Origin of the sequence: Amycolatopsis thailandensis (assembly GCF_042723255.1) — a bacterium.
GTDB lineage: Bacteria > Actinomycetota > Actinomycetes > Mycobacteriales > Pseudonocardiaceae > Amycolatopsis > Amycolatopsis thailandensis.
Genome location: NZ_JBHXJK010000031.1, coordinates 39995 through 55488 on the forward strand (window position 1 = coordinate 39995; position 15494 = coordinate 55488).

The window sequence follows — 15494 nt, forward strand, 5'->3', positions numbered from 1 at the left end:
AGCACGCATGATCCGGCTAGCTCGATCGCGCCCGCCACGAACGCAAGGCGAGGCGCCGCACCGGGGGAGGCGCCGTGGCTTCTTCGGCTACCCGGCTCCCGTACACCGCCTTCGCGACCGAAAGTTTCGACTCCCGGCACCGCCTGAGGACGTGCGGCGGGAATCCGGTACCGGTCGGCCGGTCCGGTGTCCCGCCCGCCTCGGCGTCGAACGACGTCCAGCCCGAACCGAGGTCGATCAGGCTTTGGTGCTTGGTCGTGTAGTACCCGCGCGACACGCTGATCGCGAGACCGGTCGCGCCCGCCGCCGCGGCGAGAAGGTGCGGGTGGTAGCGGCTGGAGATCCAGGTCTGGCCTGGCGCCACCGGCAGGCCGTGGCGCCAGATGTCGCGGAACGGATGGAATTCCGCACCGGCGAGCTCGTGTTCCAGCAGCGCCGGAACGGCACGGTCGATCCGGGGAATCCCTTCGACGACCGCGATTTGTTCCGGGTGCACCTCCCACGATCGCAACAAGCCCAGCACCCGGGCGGCCAGCGCGGACGGCTCGAAGGTGCCGATGTCGGACTGCACGCACAGCACGAATTCGCGCGCGTGCGCGACGGGCGGCTGGTCGTGGGGTTCGAGGAAGACGTCGTCGCCTGTCCGGACGACCCCGGGGAGCAGTTCGGCCGACGGATCGTCACGGACGTCGACGACGTCGAAGCGGTCGGCGAGCGAGCGGAGAAGATCGGTGGCACCGGCGGGGAACGGCGTGAGCCCCTGCCCGGTCATGGCCGTGCGGGCGCCCGATCGCCGGGCGGCGGCCGCGGCACCCGCGATCAGCCCGATGTGCCGAGGCCACAGCGCGTTGAGATACCCGCCGCCGATCAGGTGCACCACGTCGGTCCGGCCAAGCAGACCGATGCCCGCGTCCCACCGCGGCGCGAGACCGGGATCGTCCACCGCCGACTGCACCCAGCGCGCCACCTCCCACGGATCGTCGGACGGCGCCTCACCGCACAGCCGCCACAGGGTGTCCGTGCAGCGCAGGCGCGGGTGCAGATCGTTCAGCAGCAGTTGAGCGGGCCCCGGCGAGTGGGTGTCGAGCCAGACGTCGGCCTCCGGCTCGGTCCTGGCCAGATACCGCAACCACGTCGCCGCGATCAGCTCGTCGCCGAAATTGGGAAAACCGCTCGGACCGATCAGGTAGTGACGGCGCCGGGGTCCGTCGAAGGTCACTGGGCGACGGTGATCTGCGTGTCCAACGCCTTGTCGCCCTGTGCCTTTTCGTTACCGGTCGCTTCGCTCTTGACGCGATCCTTGGCCACGCCCGCTCCTTCGAAGGCGGCGCTGATGGCTTCGGCGCGCTTTTCGGAGAGTGCCTTGGACTTTTCCGCGTCGGGGTAACCCGCGTGAGTGGCGACGGCGATCTTGACGTCGTTGCCCTGCATGGCCTTGGCGATCTCGCCGAGCGCCGACTTGCTCTTCTCGGACAGCTCGGCGCTTTCCGTGGTGAACATGACCGGTGACTGCTGAAGTGCCTGCTGGATCGCCGCGGTCACCTTCTGGGCCGCTTCGCCGCCGGCCTGACCCGCGTCCCCGGTGCCCGCTCCCGATGGCGTGTCGGCTCCGGTGCCGGAGGACGACGCGGCCGGCGCGCTTGAAGCGTTTCCATTCGCGCCATTTGTTCCGGCCGCACCGTTTTCGCCCTCGGAGCCGCATGCGGCGACCAGGCCGGCCACGATCGCCACACCCGCCACCGTCCGGGCAATTGTCCTGCGCATGAGGTTCGAACTCCTTTTGGCTGTCTCCGTATTGGCCGACGCCAGGGATACGAACACGAAAGAGCTAAAAGCGCCAATCGTGGCCGGGCGAACGGACGGCAAGACCACCCGACTGAGCTACCTCGATGGCTGGTCCTTCACGGTGGTCGAGGCTGATTTCCTTACCTGGAAAGGGTAAATGAGGTGAAATCGCGGAAACTCACCCAGTCGTCCGCCTCAGGTTGCAGTACGGCGCCGATGGCCTTTGATGGAGATACGCGTCGATCTTCGGCGCCAGTGAATACGAGGAGTTCTGATGGGTATCGACTTCGAAGGCATGAAGGACAAAGTGAGCGGGGAGCACGTCGACAAGGCCGCCGATTTCGCGAAATCCCGCTTCGGTGAGCACTCCGACAAGATCGACACGGCCGCCGACAAGGCGAAGGGCTTCCTCGGCGACTCCGGCGACTCCGGTAACCAGCAGCAGGGCGACCAGCAGCAGGACTCACCCCCGGGTCAGTAACCCGAGGACGTCCCGGAACGGGGCGTACCCCGACGTGACCGAAGTGTCGAGTACCCGCGAGCGGCGGTAGAACGGGCTGAGGTCGAGCCCGACGCCGACTCCGCGGATCTCGACGGTACTTTCCTGACGCCGCAAGGTTTCCCGGAGATGTTCGTTCAGGTAGTGCGGATCGTTCGCCAGGCTCGTCGCGGTGTCCATGGGACTGCCGTCCGAGAGGACGAGCAGGATCCGGCGCGCTTCCGTTCGCGCGCGCATCCGGTCGCAGGCCCAGGCCACCGCCTCGCCGTCGACGCCTTCCCGGAACAGATCGGCCTTCAGCAGGGCCGCGAGATCCGGGCGTGCCCGGCGCCAGGTAGTTTCGGCGTCCTTGAACACCAGGTGGAGCCGCTCGTTGAGCCTGCCGGGATGCCGTGGCCGTCCCGCTCGCCTCCAGTCCCGTCCGGGCCTGCCCCCGTTCCAGGCGCCGGTCGTGAAGCCGAGTACTTCGCAGGTCGCGCCGGCGAGTTCGAGCGAGCGCGCGAAGATATCGACCAGCGCGGCGACGGGCTCCGCGTGCGCGGTCATCGAACCCGAGCAGTCGAGCAGGAAAGTCACGAGCGTGTCCGCCACCGGTTCGATCCGCTCGGTGCGGAAGATCCGTCGTTCGGTGGGGGAGCTGATCAGCTGCGCCAGGGTGCGGCCGTCGAGGTGGCCTTCCTCCTGCCCGCCGTCCCAGCCGTCGCGCGCGGGCTCGGCGAGCACCGCCTTGAGGTCGCGAGCCAGCCGTCCCGGGCTGACACCTTGCCTCCCGACGCGCCTGTCGAGCCGTTCGCGGAGTTCGGTCAGCTGCCCGGGGCGCACCAGGTCCGACGCACGTCGTTCGCGGTCGTACGCGGTGGTGTAGACCCGGTACGCCGCCCCGGATTCGCCCAAGGTCCGGCTGGTCCCGGCGGTCGCGGAAGGGATCTGCTCGCCGAGGCTCGCGTCGAAGTCGAGCACGAGGCTGAACCGCGGGTCGGTGGGATCGCCGTCGTCCTCGGCGTCCCGCTCGGTCCCGGCGAGCAGGACACTCACCGTCCGGGCGATCCCCAGCGCGTGGCCGGCGAACGCCTCCTGGTCCATCCGGTGCCGCCGCAGTCCGGCGAGGTCGTGACCGAGCGACGGCGCCAGCGCGAACCTGGTCGCCTCGATGAGGTCCTCGGTCTCCTCGACCACGGGTTCGCCGGTGATCCGCGACCGGCAGATCTGCGCGACCGTGTACAGCGCCAGGCCGCGCGCGGTCTCGGTCAGCCCGGACCGATGGAACTCCAGCGACCAGCGGACGTGCCGGAGGCGCAGGTTCCGCCGCATCCCCGGCAGTTCCGCGGGCGGGAGCGACTCGACACGGAACTGTTCCAGCAGCTCGAAAATCCCGCGCTCGGCCGGATCGGCGGGGCGCAGGCGCCGGTGCAGGGCGGCGTCCGAGACGGTCAGGCGCAACGCCATGCCGTCCGCGATCCCGCGTGAGGACAACAGATCGTCATCGGCGGACTGGCGCAGATGCGGCGCGTGTAAGGACAACGGCTCGCGTCCCCGATGCAGCCGCCGCGCCCGGAAGTGCAGGGCCGGATCGCCGCTGAGCGCCCGGACCGCGGCCGCGCACAACTCCTCGACCTGATGACGGCGCCGGGTTTCCGCCTGTCCGGCGGTCATGCCGAGAGCAAGTGGAGTTCGTCGTCGAAGCACCGCTGGAAGTACTCCGCCACGATGGCACGCTCGGCTTCGTCGCACTTGTTCACGAAGGACAGCTGGAACGCCGTCGCCGGATCGCCGAAGATCTCGATGTTCTCCGCCCAGGTGATCACCGTGCGCGGGGACATCAAAGTGGACAGGTCGCCTGCCTGGAAACCCTTGCGGGTCAAGGCGGCGACCGCGACCAGGGATGCCGCCAGCGCTTCGGGAACACTAGGCACCCGTGCTCGCACGATCGCGATCTCTTCGGCTGCGGGCAGGTAGTTCAGCGACGCCACGATGTTCCAGCGGTCGATCTGTGCGTGGTTCAGCCGCTGCGCGCCGTGATAGAGCCCGTTGAGGTTGCCGAGCCCGACCGTGTTGGCGGTGGCGAACAGCCGGAAGGACGGATGTGGGCACAGGACCCGGTTCTGATCGGTGAGGGTGAACTTGCCGTCGCGTTCGAGGACCCGCTGGAGCACGAACATCACGTCCGGGCGGCCGGCGTCGTATTCGTCGAGGACCAGCGCGACCGGCCGCTGCAGCGCCCACGGGAGGATGCCCTCCTGGAACTCGGTGACCTGCTTGCCCTCGCGCAATACGACGGTGTCGCGGCCGACGAGGTCGAGGCGATTGAGGTGGCCGTCCAGGTTGACGCGCACGCACGGCCAGTTGAGCCGCGCGGCGACCTGCTCGATGTGGGTGGATTTGCCGGTGCCGTGCAGACCCTGCACCAGGACGCGGCGGTCGCGGGTGAACCCGGCGAGCAGGGCCAGCGTCACTTCCGGGTTGAAGCGGTACGCCTCGTCGATCTCGGGGACGTGCTCGGCGCGTTCACGGAACGCGCCGACGACCAGATCCGAATCGATGCCGAAGACGTCGCGCACCGGGAGCCGAAGCTCGGGGACCATGAGAACTCCTTACGACGGAACACTTTCCGGTTCGGACCCGCCCTCGGCGTCGACGCGGCTGATCGCCTCGGCCGCGCGCTGGAGCGCCGGGAGCGTTTGCAGCGCCTTGTCCGGGGTCAGCCGCATGACCGGCGCCTGCACGGCGACGCAAAGGTTGGCGCGACCCGGGACGAGGACCGCGACGCAGACCAAGCCGGGCAGGAACTCCTCGTCGTCGAGCGCGAATCCGTCACGGCGGATGCGGGTGAACTCGGCTTCGAGCGCGTCGAGGTCGGTGAGGGTCTTGTTCGTGTACTGCTTGAGCGGCGCGTGCGCGAGCAGTTTTTGCCGCTGCGCGGGCTTCATCTGCGCGAGGATCATCTTGCCGCTGGCCGAACAGTGGATCGGGACGCGTGAGCCGGGCCGGAGGTAGAACCGCAGCGGTTCCGGGGTCTCCACGCGGTCGAGGTACACGATTTCGTTGCCCGACAAGGTGGTCACGTTGCAGCTCTCGCCGAGTTCGTCGACGAGATGGCGCAGGACGGCGTGCCGGGCGCCGTGGTGGGTCGCGTTGAGGAGCAGGTTCTCCGCGAGCTGCCGCAGCCGGTGGCCGGTGCCGTAGTGGCGGCCGTCGGCCTGGCGGACGAGCAGGCCCGCGCCTTCGAGCTGCTGGAGCATGCGGTGCAGGGTCGGTTTCGGCAGGCCGGTCTCTTCGACGAGGCCCTGCAGGGAGACCAGCTGATCCTTGGCGGCGATCAGCTCGAGCAGGGAGAACAGCCGGATGGTCGGCGTGTCCCCGTTGATCGGCTCGGGTTCGCGAAGCAGCTCCATGTTCCGAAAAGTAGCACATGGCGTCTCGATTTTCAGAATCCGGCGTTGACCCTGGGCGTCAGCCGTCCTATCGTCGACCGCATCCTGATTTCAGGAACGCCACGTATCGTTTTTTGTAAATATCGCCTGTCGAAGGAGCGGAACATGACGGAACGGAAGACGGGTGACGGCCGCGCGGTCGTCAGCGGCCGGAAGAAGATGACCCCGTCCGAGGCCTTCGTCGAGACGCTCGTGGCCAACGGCGTCACCGACATCTTCGGCATCATGGGGTCGGCGTTCATGGACGCGATGGACATCTTCGCGCCGGCGGGCATCCGGCTGGTACCGGTCGTGCACGAACAGGGCGCCGGGCACATGGCCGACGGCTACGCCCGGGTGAGCGGCAGGCACGGCGTCGTCATCGGCCAGAACGGCCCCGGCATCAGCAACTGCGTGACCGCGATCGCGGCCGCCTACTGGGCGCACAGCCCGGTCGTGATCGTGACCCCGGAGGCGGGCACGATGGGCACCGGCCTCGGTGGTTTCCAAGAGGCCAACCAGCTGCCGATGTTCCAGGAGTTCACCAAGTACCAGGGGCACGTCAACAACGCGAAGCGGATGGCCGAGTACACCGGCCGCTGCTTCGACCGGGCCCACTCCGAACTCGGCCCGACGCAGCTCAACATCCCGCGTGACTTCTTCTACGGCGAGATCGAGGCCGAGATCCCGGAGCCCGCCAGGCTCGATCGCGGTCCCGGCGGGGAGCGGAGCCTCGACGAAGCCGCCGCCCTGCTGGCCACGGCGGAGTTCCCGGTGATCATCTCCGGCGGCGGCGTGGTGATGGCCGACGGCGTCGAGGAGTGCAAGGCGCTCGCCGAACGCCTCGGCGCGCCGGTGGTGAACAGCTACCTGCACAACGACTCGTTCCCGGCGAGCCACCCGCAGTGGTGCGGACCGCTGGGCTACCAGGGTTCCAAGGCCGCGATGAAGCTGATCTCCCAGGCGGACGTCGTGATCGCGCTCGGCTCGCGGCTCGGCCCGTTCGGCACGCTGCCGCAGCACGGGATGGACTACTGGCCCAAGGACGCGAAGATCATCCAGATCGACGCGGACCACAAGATGCTCGGACTGGTCAAGAAGATCACCGTCGGCATCTGCGGTGACGCCAAGGACGCGGCGGTCGCGCTGACCCGGCGGCTTCAGGACCGGACCCTGGCATGTGACTCCACCAGGGACGCCCGCGCGGCGAAGATCAAGGCGGAGAAGGACGAGTGGGAGGCCGAACTCGACGCCTGGACCCACGAGAACGACCCGTTCAGCCTCGACATGATCGCGGAGCAGGAGACCGAGGAAGGCAACTGGCTGCACCCGCGGGAAGTGTTGCGGGAGCTGGAGAAGGCCATGCCGCCGCGGGTGATGGTGTCGACCGACATCGGGAACATCAACTCGGTCGCGAACAGCTATCTGCGCTTCGAGGAACCACGCAGCTTCTTCGCTCCGATGAGTTTCGGCAACTGCGGGTACGCGCTGCCGACCATCATCGGCGCCAAGGCCGCGGCGCCCGACCGGCCCGCGATCTCCTACGCCGGTGACGGCGCGTGGGGGATGAGCATGGGCGAGATCATGACCGCGGTCCGCCACGACATCCCGGTCACCGCCGTGGTGTTCCACAACCGGCAGTGGGGCGCGGAGAAGAAGAACCAGGTCGACTTCTACAACCGCCGGTTCGTCGCGGGTGAGCTGGAAAGCGAGAGCTTTGCGGGGATCGCGAAGGCGATGGGCGCGGAGGGCGTCGTCGTGGAGAAACTCGACGAGGTCGGCCCCGCGCTGCGGCGCGCCGTCGAGGCGCAGATGAACGAGGGCAAGACCACCGTCGTCGAGATCATGTGCACCCGCGAGCTGGGCGACCCGTTCCGCCGCGACGCGCTGTCCAAGCCCGTGCGGTTCCTGGAGAAGTACAAGGACTACGTGTAAGTCGTTTCGTTTCGCTCGCCTGCGGTACATGAAGGCCCCCTTCACTGCGTCTAGCGCAATGAAGGGGGCCTTCACGTACTCGGCCTCTCAAAGGGCACCGCCGCTCACGACCAACTGGACCCATCGAACGCCGCCGCTCTGGCGCTGGGCCAGGGCCACGCGGATTGCGAAAGTCAAGGCACAGACTCGTGTCTCGAAGGAGGTCTCCGTGGACGTCACCCAGCTGCGAGCGCAGGCTCGACGGCATCTCGGCCCGCACTTCACCCGCAAGGACACCTGGGCCTCGGATTTCCCGGTGTTCGTACGCGGCGAGGGAAGCTACCTGATCGACACCGAGGGACGCCGCCACCTCGACGGCCTCGCCGGGCTCTTCTGCGTCAACATGGGCCACGGGCGCGCCGACATCGCCAAGGCCGCCGCCGACCAGGTCGGCACCCTGGCCTACGCGAGCAACTGGGGTTCGGCGCACACCCCCGCGATCGAAGCGGCCACGCTGCTGGCCGGACTCGCGCCGGGCGATCTCGGGACGACGTTCTTCGTCAACTCCGGCTCGGAGGCGGTCGAAACCGCGCTGAAGTTCGCCCGGCAGTACCACCGCAGCCAAGGGCAGCCCGAGCGGACGAAGATCATCAGCCGCGACATGGCCTACCACGGCACGACCATCGGCGCCCTCTCGGTGACCGGGCTGGCGAAGATCAAGGAACCTTTCGGTCCGCTCATGCCCGGCGTCCGGCACGTGCCGAACACCTTGGGACTGCTGGGCGATTGCGGCCCGGCGGCCGAATTGGACTGTGTCACCGCGATCGAACGGGTCATCCTCGAAGAAGGGCCCGAGACCATCGCGGCGCTGTTCGCCGAGCCGGTACAGAACGGCCGCGGCGCGCTGGTCCCGCCGAAGGGGTACTGGCCCGCTTTGCGCGCGCTGTGCGACAAGTACGGCATCCTGCTCGTGTCGGACGAGGTCATCTGCTCGTTCGGCAGGCTGGGGCACTGGTTCGGGCACGGTGTCACCGGGGTGGTGCCGGACCTGGTCACCTTCGCCAAGGGATCGACGTCGGGGTACGCGCCGCTCGGCGGGGTGATCGTGCGCGAGAAGCTGGTCACCGAGCTGTACGACTCCCCGAAGGGCGGCGTCTTCACCCACGGCGCCACCTGGGGCGGGCATCCGGTCGCCACCGCGGTCGCCGTCGCCAACCTCACCGCGATGCGGGACGAGAGGGTGCTCGACAACGTGCTCGCCGAGGGCCCGGAACTGTTCGCCGCGCTGAACTCGCTCAAGTCCGCGCACCGCTGCGTCAAGGACGTCCGCGGCACCGGGTTCTTCTACGCCATCGAGCTGATGGCCGACAGCGACAGCGGCCGGGAGCTGACCGAGGCGGAGTCGCTGAAGGTGCTCCGCGAGGTGCTCCCGGAGGCGTTCCGCCGCACGGGCGTCATCCTCCGCGGCGACGACCGCGGCGCGACGATGCTGATGATCTCCCCGCCGCTGGTCGCCGATCGCGAGGTGCTCACCGAACTGCTCCACGGCGTCGACGCGATGCTCAACGACGTCGAGAAGGCCGTCCAGCCCTGAACCAGCCCAGTTCACCCGGTGGGGGTCGCCGTCTTCCGGCGGCCCCCGCTTCGTTTGCGGAGGTACTTCGATGAGCCTGACCACCGAGGCCACGCCGGACGTGACACTCGACAGATGGCGGAAAGTGTTGCGCGGGCGGAATCTCCGCGTCGCGTTGGCGGACGGCGACGACGACCGCGCAGTCCGCGCCGCCCTCGCGCTCCGGGCCGAAGGGGTCGTGCGGCCCTCGCTGTTCGGTGACGAGGGCAGGCTTCGCGCCGCCGGAGTGCCGGCCGACGTGATCGTGGACGTCGCGGACGCCCTCGCCGACGAGGGGACGGCGGCCGCGCTGGCGGCGGGATTCGCGAGTCGTCCGGAAAAGCTCGCCGAGGCCCGGCGCGATCCGGTGTTCGTCGCGGCCGCGGCCCTGCGGGCGGGCCGGGTGGACGCCTGTGTCGCCGGGGCGACCCGGCCGACCGCGGACGTTCTGCGCGCGGGGTTGCGGGTGGTCGGCCTGGCGCCGGGAGTGTCCACTTTGAGCAGTTGCTTCCTGTTGCTGCTCCCGGACGGACGGCGGCTGACCTTTTCGGACTGCGCCGTGGTTCCCGAGCCGGGCGCCGCGCAGCTGGCCGACATCGCCCTCGCCGCCGCCGCGACCCATCGCGGGCTGACGGGGGACGAGCCGGTGGTCGCGATGCTGTCGTTCAGCACGCAGGGCAGTGCCGACCATCAGCGCGTGGAGGTCGTCCGTGAGGCGACTTCACTGGTGCGACGGCGGAAACCCGGCCTTCCGGTGGACGGTGAGCTCCAGTTCGACGCCGCGCTGGTGGCGTCCATCGCGGCGGCGAAGGCGCCCGGCTCCGCTGTCGCCGGCCGCGCGAACGTCCTCGTGTTCCCGAATCTGGACGCCGGCAACATCGGCTACAAGATCGCCGAACGGCTCGGGGGCGCCGTCGCGCTCGGCCCGATCCTCCAGGGGCTCGCGGCCCCGCTCAACGACCTCTCCCGCGGCTGCTCGGCCTCCGACATCGAGACGCTCGCCCTCCTGACCGCCGCTCAAGCCCTGGACGTTCCGTGAAGCTAGCCGAGGAGGGCCAGCGCGACGTAGGCGATGGTGCCGACCAGCAGGGTGGAGAGCAGGCCGAGCAGCAGCGCCCGGCCACCGGTCCGGATCAGCGAGCCGATCCGGACCGCGCAGCCCAGCCCGAACAGCGCTCCCGCCAGCAGGAGCGTGCACACCACCTTGGCGACGTCGAGCGCCACGCCCGGCAGGATCCCGGTGCTCCGCAGCACCACCATCGCCAGGAACCCGAGGACGAACAAGGGGACCAGCGGGGCGCGCTTCCCGCCCGCGGACGGACGGCGACGGCGTTCGCGCACGCTGACCGCGGCGACCATCGGCGCCAGCAGGACGACCCGGCTCAGCTTCACCACCACGGCGGCCGCGACGGCGGCGGTCCCGGCCGGGGTGGCGGCCGCGACCACCTGGGCGACCTCGTGCACTCCCAGCCCGGCCCAGCCGCCGATCCGCAGCGCGTCCATCCCCAGCCAGCCGCCGAGGAGCGGGACCGCCGCGATCGCCAGGCCGCCGTAGAAGGTGACCAGGGCGACCGCGGTCGCGACGTCGGAGTCCTCCCGTTCGACGACCCCTTCCATCGCCGCGATCGCCGACGCGCCGCAGATGGAGAACCCGGTCGCGACGAGCATCGCGAGCCCGCGCGGAACACCGATGAGCCTGCCGAGGCCGATCGTGCCGAGGAACGTGAGGCCGACGGTCAGCACGACCGCGAGCAGGGTGCCGGGCCCGAGGGAGAGCACGGACGGGAGCGCGAGTTGCAAGCCGAGAAGGACGACCCCGGCCCGCAGGAGCTTCTTCGTCACCTTCGCGATCGCCTGCCGGGTGCCGTCCGAGAGCACCGGCAGCGAACCGGCGAGCACTCCGAGTACGACGGCGAGGGTGAGCGCGCTGAGTACGGGAACCGCGGTGCTCAGCAGGTACGCGACGGCCACACCGAGGGCGGTGACGGCCAGACCGGTCAGGTGCGGCTTCGTTCGCCGCGCGGTGATGGTGCCCATGCCGACGAGCGTCGTCCGGAGAGAACCGTGCCGGTAGCCGGAAGAGCGACGGGTAGGTCATGCACCTTGGCTATGACAGCGCCGGAGCTGGACGCCTTGCGCCTGCTCGTGCTCGTCGGCGAACTGGGCAGCATCGGCCAGGCCGCCGCCGTCCTCAGGACGACGCAGCCGTCGGCGAGCAAGCGACTGTCCACTGTGGAACGCAGGCTTGGCCTTGTGCTGATCGACCGGACCCGCCGCGGCTCCGTGCTCACCCCCGACGGCCGCGTGATCGCGGGCTGGGCGCGGCGTGTGCTCGACGAACTCGGCGGACTGCTCGACGGCGCGGAGGCCTTGCGGGCCCGGCACCAGGCCGGACTCCGGGTCGCGGCGAGCATGACACCGGCCGAGCACCTGGTCCCGGTGTGGATCGGCGAGCTCAACCGCACGAATCCCGGCCTCCGCCTCGGCCTCGAAGTCACGAACTCCGATCAGGTCGCCGAACTCGCCCGAGAAGGCAAGGTCGACCTCGGTTTCGTCGAGTCACCCGGCGCGCTGCCCGGGCTCACGTCGCTGAAGGTCGCCGTGGACCATCTCGTGGTCGTCGTCCCCGGCGCCCATCCCTGGGCGCGCGTAAGCCGTCCGCTGACCCCGGCGGAGCTGGCGAGCACGCCGCTCATCGTGCGGGAACCCGGTTCCGGAACCAGGGAAACCGTCGACAACACCTTGCGCGAGGCCGGGGTCGGGCCGGTGAAACCGTTGCTGGAGCTGGGTTCCGCGTCCGCCGTCCGCAACGCCGTCATCGCGGGCGCCGGCCCTGCGGTAATCAGCGCGCTGGACGTCGCGGACCCCGGACTGGTGCCCGTCGCGGTGGAGGGCGTCGACTTCGGCCGGACCTTGCGCGCGGTGTGGCCGGAAGGACGGCGCCTCGCCGGTCCCGCGGCGGAACTGCTCGCTCTGGCGGTGCGCCGGGATCTGGACCCCTTTCCCACATCGTAACTGGCACTCGCCCACGGCCCGACTTGTTCCTACGGTGACCGGAACCACAATGGAGCTCCCAGCGCCACCGCTCCGGCGGTGCGTGCGAGAAGGAGGAGACGTGACTTCAGCGTCCGACCCGGCACAGAGCAGCGGCCTGAAACCAGGGCTCAAGCAGCGACATATGAACTTGATCGCCCTCGGCGGCGTCATCGGAGCCGGACTGTTCGTCGGCAGTGGCGTGGTCATCCAGTCGGCCGGTCCGGCCGCGGTGGTCTCGTTCCTCATCGCGGGCCTGATCACCGTGCTCATCATGCGCATGCTCGCCGAGATGACGATCGCCAAACCCGCGCTCGGGTCGTTCTACGTCTACGCGAGGGAAGCGCTCGGCAACCGCGCGGGCTTCGCCGTCGGCTGGATGTACTGGTACTTCTTCGTCATCGTCGTGGCGGTCGAAGCGGTCGCGGGCGGCCGGATCCTTCAGCTGTGGGTACCGGACGTGCCACTGTGGGTGCTCAGTCTCGGCCTGCTCCTGATCCTCACCGGCACCAACATGGTCTCGGCCCGCTCCTACGGCGAGTTCGAGTACTGGTTCTCCTCGATCAAGGTCGTCGCGATCGTCGTCTTCCTGGTCGTCGGCGCCTTGTACCTGTTCGGTTTCTGGCCTGGCGCCCACGGCGGTGTGACGAATCTGGTCTCCCACGGCGGCTTCGCGCCACTCGGGATCGGCGCGGTGCTCGCGGCGGTGGTCCCGTGCATCGGTTTCTACACCGGCGCGGAGATCGTCACCATCGCCGCCGCCGAGTCCGCGGAGCCGCAGAAGGCGGTCGCGAAGGCCATGCGGTCGATCATCCTCCGGGTCGTGCTGTTCTACGTCGGTTCGGTGTTCCTCGTCGTCGCGATCAAGTCCTGGGACGATCCGGCGACCGCGGTCAGCCCGTACGCGGCCGTGCTGGAGGTGCTCGGCATCCCGGCCGTCGCCACGATCATGAACGCGATCGTCCTGACCGCGGTGCTGTCCTGCCTGAACTCGGCCCTGTACACCTCGTCGCGGATGCTGTTCGCGCTCACCAGCAACGGCGACGCGCCGAAGGCGTTCACCCGGCTTTCCCGCAGCGGTGTGCCGAGGCGCGCGATACTGGCTGGGACGGTCATCGGGTACGTGTCCGTCATCGCCGCCTACACCTCGCCGAACCTGATCTTCCAGTTCCTGGTCAACTCCTACGGCGCGGTCGCGTTGTTCGTGTACCTCTCGATCGCGCTCGCGCAGGTGCGGCTCCGACGCAGGCTGGAGCGGGAGGACCCGGACAAGCTCACGCTCAAGATGTGGCTGTTCCCGTGGCTGAGCTACGCGACCATCGCGCTGATGGCCGGGGTGATCCTGGCGATGGCGCTGCTGCCGTCGACCCGTTCGCAGTTCTGGCTCAGCGCCGTGACGCTCGCGCTGATCCTCGTCGGATTCGAGTTCCGCAGGCGTCGCGGCAAGCCGGTGGCCGGGGTGCCTGCCGAGCCCGCCCCCGTCGAACCCGAGCGGGGCGCGGCCCCCGCGGCGCTCCGGGAGTGACCCGGCGATCCCTGATGGACGGTGCGCCGCGCCGTTCGTCAGGGTCGCTGTTCCCGACGGGCCCGAGCCGGGCGACGTCGTGGGCCGGCCGGTCTCGCCTCTGACGTAAGGTGAGCGTCGTCGACGGTGGTGACGATCATGCCCACCGGCCCATCGCGTGAGGTCGTTCCGCGTCTCGCGGCGCCCGAGAAAGTCAGGTTGTCCGTCTGTGTCGAGTCTCGTGACTCAGGTGTCGGCGCGGCTGCGCGGCACACGCCCGTCGTGGTTGTCGCCGAAGGTGGCGCGCACCGAGATCCTCGCCGGTCTGGTGGTCGCGCTCGCGTTGATCCCGGAGGCGATCTCCTTCTCCGTCATCGCCGGTGTCGACCCGAGCGTCGGGCTGTTCGCCTCGTTCACCATGGCGGTGGTGATCTCGATCGTCGGTGGACGGCCGGCGATGATCTCCGCCGCGACCGGGGCGATCGCGCTGGTCGTCGCGCCGCTGGCCAGGGAACACGGCTTCGGGTACCTCGTCGCCACGGTCGTCCTGGGTGGTCTGTTCCAGATCGTGCTCGGGTCGCTGGGAGTGGCCAAGCTGATGAGGTTCGTGCCGCGCAGCGTGATGGTCGGCTTCGTCAACGCGCTGGCCATCCTGATCTTCCTGGCGCAGGTGCCGGAGCTGATCGACGTGCCGTGGCCGGTGTACCCGCTGTTCGCGGCCGGACTCGTGGTGATGGTGCTGTTCCCCAAGCTCACCAGGGTGATTCCCGCGCCGCTGGTGTCCATCGTGGCCTTGACGGCGCTGACGATCGCCGCGGGCATCGCGATCCCGACGGTCGGTGACAAGGGCGCGCTGCCCTCCTCGCTGCCGACGCCGGGGGTGCCGGACGTGCCCTTCACCTTCGCCACCCTCGGCCTGCTCGCGCCCTATGCGCTCGCGTTCGCGCTGGTCGGGCTGATGGAGTCGCTGATGACCGCGAAGCTGGTCGACGACATCACCGACACCCGCTCCAACAAGACCCGCGAGGCGATCGGCCAAGGTGTGGCCAACGTCGTCACCGGCTTCTTCGGCGGGATGGGCGGTTGCGCGATGATCGGGCAGACCATGATCAACGTGAAGACCTCCGGCGCCCGGACCCGACTCTCGACCTTCCTGGCCGGGACGTTCCTGATGATCCTGTGCATCGTCTTCGGCCCGCTGGTCTCGCGGATCCCGATGGCCGCCCTGGTGGCGGTGATGGTCCTGGTCGCGTTCGGGACGTTCGACTGGCACAGCGTCGCCCCGGCCACGCTCAAGCGGATGCCCGCGGGGGAGATCATCGTCATGGTCGTCACCGTGGGAGTCGTCGTGGCCACCGACAACCTCGCCATCGGCGTGGTGGTCGGTTCGATCGTCGCGATGGTGATCTTCGCCCGCCGGGTCGCGCGCCTGGTCGACGTCACCGCGGCTCTCGACCCGGACGGCACCCAGGTCGTCTACGCCGTCACGGGCGAACTGTTCTTCGCCTCCAGCAACGATTTGGTCCACCGGTTCGACTACGCGAACGACCCGGCCCAGGTCGTCATCGATCTGACCGACGCCCACATCTGGGACGCCTCCACCGTCGCCGCGCTCGACGCGATCACCGCCAAGTACGGGTCGCGGGGCAAGACCGTCGACATCGTCGGCCTGGACAAGCACAGCGCCCGGATCCACGGGAAGCTGTCCGGCGAACTCGTCGGTGGCCACTGACGGGC

General features: G+C 69.3%; 14 protein-coding genes. 8 read left to right on the plus strand and 6 right to left on the minus strand.

All coding sequences use genetic code 11. The annotated features are described in order from the left end of the window. Window positions 1–16: 16 nt before the first annotated feature. Together ACFWMR_RS15095 and ACFWMR_RS15100 are read right to left on the minus strand one after the other, a co-directional pair. Window positions 17–1219: a polysaccharide pyruvyl transferase family protein gene (locus ACFWMR_RS15095; RefSeq protein WP_378378768.1), complete on the minus strand. Its 1203-nt coding sequence runs from the start codon at window positions 1217–1219 to the stop codon at window positions 17–19. Continuing rightward, complete coding sequence (locus ACFWMR_RS15100; RefSeq protein WP_378378769.1) at window positions 1216–1731, minus strand: OmpA family protein; 516 nt, start codon at window positions 1729–1731, stop codon at window positions 1216–1218. Before ACFWMR_RS15100 ends, ACFWMR_RS15095 begins: the two co-directional genes overlap by 4 nt. A 31-nt stretch (window positions 1732–1762) precedes the next feature. On the opposite strand from ACFWMR_RS15100, the gene ACFWMR_RS15105 reads away from it, so the two are divergent. Together ACFWMR_RS15105 and ACFWMR_RS15110 are read left to right on the plus strand one after the other, a co-directional pair. Beyond that, window positions 1763–1942 (plus strand): hypothetical protein, encoded by a 180-nt coding sequence (locus ACFWMR_RS15105; RefSeq protein WP_378378770.1) that lies wholly within the window; start codon window positions 1763–1765, stop codon window positions 1940–1942. A gap of 117 nt (window positions 1943–2059) precedes the next feature. Then, window positions 2060–2266, plus strand: coding sequence for an antitoxin (locus tag ACFWMR_RS15110; RefSeq protein WP_378378771.1), 207 nt, complete (start codon window positions 2060–2062; stop codon window positions 2264–2266). On the opposite strand, the gene ACFWMR_RS15115 is transcribed toward ACFWMR_RS15110, so the two are convergent. The 3 genes from ACFWMR_RS15115 to ACFWMR_RS15125 are packed head-to-tail and all read right to left on the minus strand — an operon-like array spanning window position 2249 to window position 5676. Beyond that, a complete protein-coding gene (locus ACFWMR_RS15115) occupies window positions 2249–3937 on the minus strand; it encodes a cobaltochelatase CobT-related protein (protein WP_378378772.1) in 1689 nt (562 codons plus the stop codon). The two genes, ACFWMR_RS15110 and ACFWMR_RS15115, sit on opposite strands and share 18 nt — an antisense overlap. After that, window positions 3934–4866 (minus strand): AAA family ATPase, encoded by a 933-nt coding sequence (locus tag ACFWMR_RS15120; RefSeq protein ID WP_378378773.1) that lies wholly within the window; start codon window positions 4864–4866, stop codon window positions 3934–3936. Before ACFWMR_RS15120 ends, ACFWMR_RS15115 begins: the two co-directional genes overlap by 4 nt. A gap of 9 nt (window positions 4867–4875) precedes the next feature. Then, entirely contained in the window at window positions 4876–5676 is an 801-nt protein-coding gene (locus ACFWMR_RS15125; RefSeq protein ID WP_378378774.1) for an IclR family transcriptional regulator, read from the minus strand. Window positions 5677–5820: 144 nt separating this feature from the next. Here ACFWMR_RS15125 and xsc point away from each other — a divergent pair, with 144 nt between their 5' ends. From xsc to ACFWMR_RS15140, 3 genes are all read left to right on the plus strand, one after another. Beyond that, a complete protein-coding gene (gene xsc / locus ACFWMR_RS15130; protein WP_378378775.1) occupies window positions 5821–7629 on the plus strand; it encodes a sulfoacetaldehyde acetyltransferase in 1809 nt (602 codons plus the stop codon). Window positions 7630–7837: 208 nt separating this feature from the next. After that, window positions 7838–9202: an aspartate aminotransferase family protein gene (locus ACFWMR_RS15135; protein WP_378277880.1), complete on the plus strand. Its 1365-nt coding sequence runs from the start codon at window positions 7838–7840 to the stop codon at window positions 9200–9202. Between the two features lie 70 nt (window positions 9203–9272). Then, the gene (locus tag ACFWMR_RS15140; RefSeq protein WP_378378776.1) at window positions 9273–10259 is read left to right on the plus strand and encodes a phosphotransacetylase; all 987 of its coding nucleotides are present in this window, start codon (window positions 9273–9275) and stop codon (window positions 10257–10259) included. Window positions 10260–10261: 2 nt separating this feature from the next. Here the strand turns inward: ACFWMR_RS15140 and ACFWMR_RS15145 are convergent, their stop codons facing one another. Further along, window positions 10262–11257, minus strand: coding sequence for a YeiH family protein (locus ACFWMR_RS15145; RefSeq protein ID WP_378378777.1), 996 nt, complete (start codon window positions 11255–11257; stop codon window positions 10262–10264). A 72-nt stretch (window positions 11258–11329) separates the two neighbouring features. On the opposite strand from ACFWMR_RS15145, the gene ACFWMR_RS15150 reads away from it, so the two are divergent. The 3 genes from ACFWMR_RS15150 (at window position 11330) to ACFWMR_RS15160 (ending at window position 15489) form a co-directional block, all read left to right on the plus strand. Then, window positions 11330–12235 (plus strand): LysR family transcriptional regulator, encoded by a 906-nt coding sequence (locus tag ACFWMR_RS15150; RefSeq protein ID WP_378378799.1) that lies wholly within the window; start codon window positions 11330–11332, stop codon window positions 12233–12235. A gap of 163 nt (window positions 12236–12398) precedes the next feature. Then, window positions 12399–13778, plus strand: a complete 1380-nt coding sequence (locus ACFWMR_RS15155; RefSeq protein WP_093939044.1) for an amino acid permease — start codon at window positions 12399–12401, stop codon at window positions 13776–13778. A gap of 208 nt (window positions 13779–13986) precedes the next feature. Beyond that, a complete protein-coding gene (locus tag ACFWMR_RS15160) occupies window positions 13987–15489 on the plus strand; it encodes a SulP family inorganic anion transporter (protein ID WP_378378778.1) in 1503 nt (500 codons plus the stop codon). The last annotated feature ends 5 nt before the right edge of the window (window positions 15490–15494 follow it).

Bases quoted from the DNA above. Each gene is read 5' to 3' on its own strand.
- ACFWMR_RS15105 (WP_378378770.1), top strand. From the start codon at position 1,763: ATGAGGTTCGAACTCCTTTTGGCTGTCTCCGTATTGGCCGACGCCAGG.
- ACFWMR_RS15110 (WP_378378771.1), top strand. From the start codon at position 2,060: ATGGGTATCGACTTCGAAGGCATGAAGGACAAAGTGAGCGGGGAGCAC.
- ACFWMR_RS15115 (WP_378378772.1), bottom strand. From the start codon at position 3,937: ATGACCGCCGGACAGGCGGAAACCCGGCGCCGTCATCAGGTCGAGGAG.
- ACFWMR_RS15120 (WP_378378773.1), bottom strand. From the start codon at position 4,866: ATGGTCCCCGAGCTTCGGCTCCCGGTGCGCGACGTCTTCGGCATCGAT.
- ACFWMR_RS15125 (WP_378378774.1), bottom strand. From the start codon at position 5,676: ATGGAGCTGCTTCGCGAACCCGAGCCGATCAACGGGGACACGCCGACC.
- xsc (WP_378378775.1), top strand. From the start codon at position 5,821: ATGACGGAACGGAAGACGGGTGACGGCCGCGCGGTCGTCAGCGGCCGG.
- ACFWMR_RS15140 (WP_378378776.1), top strand. From the start codon at position 9,273: ATGAGCCTGACCACCGAGGCCACGCCGGACGTGACACTCGACAGATGG.
- ACFWMR_RS15145 (WP_378378777.1), bottom strand. From the start codon at position 11,257: ATGGGCACCATCACCGCGCGGCGAACGAAGCCGCACCTGACCGGTCTG.
- ACFWMR_RS15150 (WP_378378799.1), top strand. From the start codon at position 11,330: ATGACAGCGCCGGAGCTGGACGCCTTGCGCCTGCTCGTGCTCGTCGGC.
- ACFWMR_RS15155 (WP_093939044.1), top strand. From the start codon at position 12,399: ATGAACTTGATCGCCCTCGGCGGCGTCATCGGAGCCGGACTGTTCGTC.